The organism is Halobacillus sp. (assembly GCF_049282395.1).
Classification (GTDB): Bacteria; Bacillota; Bacilli; order Bacillales; family Halobacillaceae; genus Halobacillus.
This window is the reverse complement of the sequence record NZ_JBAPTY010000324.1, coordinates 1-2,323: the sequence shown is the minus strand read 5'-3', so window position 1 is coordinate 2,323 and position 2,323 is coordinate 1. Positions and strand designations below refer to the sequence as shown.

2 protein-coding genes and 1 pseudogene are annotated in these 2,323 nt (G+C 46.1%); 2 read left to right on the top strand and 1 reads right to left on the bottom strand.

What is annotated here, in order from left to right; all coding sequences use genetic code 11:
- On the top strand, positions 1-700 hold a 700-nt coding region (locus WAM07_RS13655), incomplete at its 5' end, for a sodium:solute symporter family protein (protein ID WP_422167683.1).
- Positions 701-795: 95 nt separating this feature from the next.
- Here WAM07_RS13655 and WAM07_RS13650 read toward each other — a convergent pair.
- Positions 796-1,539 carry an SDR family NAD(P)-dependent oxidoreductase gene (locus WAM07_RS13650; RefSeq protein WP_422167681.1) on the bottom strand — a complete coding sequence of 248 codons (744 nt, stop codon included), beginning with the start codon at positions 1,537-1,539 and terminating at the stop codon, positions 796-798.
- 307 nt (positions 1,540-1,846) lie between these two features.
- Between WAM07_RS13650 and WAM07_RS13645 the strand changes: the two are divergent.
- Positions 1,847-2,323: pseudogene (locus tag WAM07_RS13645) on the top strand (hypothetical protein); the annotation flags it as partial.

The window sequence follows — 2,323 nt, the reverse complement described above, 5'->3', positions numbered from 1 at the left end:
TTTCATCATGACGCCCCTGATCGTTATTGGACTCGGGGCAAAAGTACTTGTACCGAGCATACCTGTAGATAAAACGACGGACTACATCATTCCTTTAGTCATCCAGCAGTACACGCCGCCTATTATCGGAGGCATCACGCTGGTAGCTATTTGTGCAGCCGCTATTTCCACGGCGAATTCGATGCTGCTCCACTGCGCCACTTCTCTCTACTATGATGTGTACTTGAACATCGCTCCAAAACGAATCAGTGAGAAGAAGTTTAAGAACTGGCTCCGCTTAAGTATATTTGGAATTGCAACTGCAGCCGTTCTTCTAGCTATTAATCCGCCATGGTTCCTGGCTATGGGCTTTGTCTATGTGTACGGCGGATTTGGTGCCGCGTTTTTCCTCGTTGTGTTCTTAGGGCTGTACTGGAAGAGAATGAACCGGGCAGGCGCCTATGCGGGGATCATCATCGGGGCCGTTGTATATGTGGCAGCGAAGGCAATGGGATATGGATTGCCATTTGTCATCGCTGTAACGGCATCACTAATTGGGGTGTTACTCGCCGTTTACTTTACGAAAAGAGCACCGCTTGAGGCTTATGAACCTTATTTTGAGGCGGAAATTAGTGAATCTACCAGGGAAGTGCTGGAAAAGATGAGATCCACGACTCAGGAAGAGCCTGAAGTGAAGAATGAGCGTTCTAATATAGGTTAGAGTGTTTTAGATAGACGGAGGAGCTGCATTTTACATGCAGCTCCTCCGTTTTTTTATTCTGTAGCAATTAAGATATAGCCAGTGGATAATAAAACTTACTGTGCCGTATAGCCGCCATCCACCAGCATATTGGCACCAACCATAAAGGATGCGTCATCACTCGCAAGGAAACTGACCGCTTTCGCAATTTCCTCTGGACGGCCGAGTCGTCCTATCGGGTGAGCTCCCGCAAGACCCTGGCGCATCTCTTCATCTGCATTTTCTAAGATCGCCGTTTCAACGTAGCCGGGACATACCGCGTTAACGCGTATGTTGTTTTTTGCATAAGTAACCCCTAATGTGCGGGTAAGATTGACGACCCCGCCTTTGGCTGCCGCATAGGAGGTTACCGAATTCTGGCCAACGTGCCCCAGAATCGAAGCGTTGTTGACGATTGCTCCGCCGTTTTCCTGTTCAAGCATTTGCGTGATGGCGTATTTGTTGGATAGAAACACGCCGTTCATGTTTACATCCATCAGTTTCTTCCATTCTTCATAGGAAAGCTCGTGAGCAGGTGTAGCGTCGCCAATGCCGGCATTCGCAAATAAAATATCAAGCGAACCGAATGTGTCCACGGCCGTCTGAACCATGTTCTTAATATCTTCCTCAGACGTGACATCCGTTTTTTGGAACACGGTTTCATATCCCTGGTCATTTAACTGACTGGACAATTCACTTCCCTGTTCATTCAAATCGGCAATCACCACTTTTGCGCCCTGCTCGCAGAAATCCTTCACCGCTGCTTCGCCTATCCCGCTAGAACCGCCTGTAACAACAGCAACTTTACCTTTTAACTTCATGCTACCCCTCCTATTGTTAAAAAAAGAAATCAGTCTATATTTTCCACTATTGGAAAAGAGTGAAACTAGAGGGGCATGAGCATTGAAGGATTTTTTGGCCTTCATTTTTTGGACAGGATAACGGCTTGATGCTTGTGTTCACGAAGTTGTGGTAAAAAGTAGTAAGTATTACGTTTATTTCAATTATGTGAAATAAACTCATAAATCCTCTTATTATGTTAATATGTGGAATATGTTTCTAATGTAAGCTGTAGAAGATACATAGAGTTGTAGATCCTGAGAAATTTTATACAAGGAAGTGAGTACCGTGAAGAAAGTAAGCCTGCTTTTCTCTGCCATCCTCCTGATCTTTTTCCTGATCGCTTGTACAGAGAGCTCTTCGACAAGCGCCGATCAGAATGAAAAAGAAGAACCTTCATCTGAGAAAGATTCCTCAGATAAGCAGAAAAAAGAGGAAGCCTCTTCAGAAGAGAAGAAAAAAGAAGAAACGAAGCCGCCGCAGCCCTATCAGCCGATCGAGCCGGCTGAAGATGCCAAGCCGCTGAAAGAAAGTATGTCAGAAGAACAACTGGCGAAGATGCCGAAAGTGGAAGCTCATGGAGGGGAGCGCGAACGGATGATTCCAGTGGGGCAGACCCTTGTCAAAGGAGCCGAAGATCAAACGGATGGACCGTTAAAGGATCACCGACTGGTTGCTTACTATGGACACCCGAATTCGACCAATATGGGCATTCTCGGGGAAATGGAACCCGACGCTCTTATGGAAAAGTTAAAGGAACAGACG

Coding starts and splice junctions, on each gene's coding strand:
- WAM07_RS13650 (WP_422167681.1), bottom strand. CDS start 1,539: ATGAAGTTAAAAGGTAAAGTTGCTGTTGTTACAGGCGGTTCTAGCGGG.